This is a genomic window from Nostoc sp. CALU 1950, assembly GCF_051172895.1.
GTDB lineage: Bacteria > Cyanobacteriota > Cyanobacteriia > Cyanobacteriales > Nostocaceae > Nostoc > Nostoc edaphicum_A.
This window is the reverse complement of record NZ_JBDNJQ010000401.1, coordinates 1-963: the sequence shown is the minus strand read 5'-3', so window position 1 is coordinate 963 and position 963 is coordinate 1. Positions and strand designations below refer to the sequence as shown.

The window sequence follows — 963 nt, the reverse complement described above, 5'->3', positions numbered from 1 at the left end:
CACAAAAACTGCATGAGCAAAAACCGCCTAAAAACCCACAAAGTCAACAGCCTAGTTTCAGGGTCATATTAGGGTTGTCTTTTTTGTATGCTGTTGTAGACATTTAGTCAACTAAGTGGGGGTATCATTGACCTCGGATATTTACCCGAATAGACTGAGATAGGTAATATTAGATACTAGTAACTTGTTATGTTAGCAAAACCCTCAGAACTCGGTGGTTTTCACTTTAAGACTCAAAAAGAGAGAGACAACTACATTAAATCAGTATTAAGCAGAGGTATAAGAGTTTTAGAAAGCCAAGAAGCATCCGTAGTATATGATTTACTCTTATTACACCCAGAGGTTGATAGTAAAATAGGCATAGGGATAAAGCAGATCGAGGTTAGAGAGTCGCCACAGCGTAAAAACAAATGCTTTTGGGTTATTAGGGAAGATGGCTCTACAGTGGATTTTAGTGCTGAAAAATGTAAATATAATATGTCTCGATTAATAGAAAAAAGACGCAAATCCGCTTACAGAGAAGCCGTTGGGGGGCAAACAGGGGTATATCTTAAACAGAGGGGATCTAGCCAAGTCTGTGACATTTGCGGTCTGAGTAATGAGCTACACGTAGATCATCATAAGCCTTTATTTAGTAAGCTTATTAGCGACTTCGAGAAAGATAGGACTGGCATTCCTACAGAGTTTCAGGAGGCTACAGGGACGTATTTTAGTAAACAGTTTTGTAAAGACGATAAGGAATATAGAGAATCCTGGTGCAGTTATCATCAGCAACACGCGGTGTTACGTCTACTGTGTAGAGAACATAATCTAACGAGTAAGCGTAAATAGAAAGATATTTAGTAGATAATAAGACCCCCCTGAGTAATCTAGGGATTGTCAGAGGGGATTAGGTTGGTTTATTGGTTAGAGGCTGTTTGAAAAGTTTTGATGGGTCAAATTTTATGCTAATCGCCTCACCAT

The 963-nt window shown here is 38.8% G+C and carries 1 protein-coding gene; it reads left to right on the top strand.

Translation table 11 applies throughout. From position 1 onward, the window contains the following. Positions 1-189 precede the first annotated feature (189 nt). Positions 190-831 (top strand): DCL family protein, encoded by a 642-nt coding sequence (locus ABF638_RS38170; protein WP_435027918.1) that lies wholly within the window; start codon positions 190-192, stop codon positions 829-831. Positions 832-963: the final 132 nt, after the last annotated feature.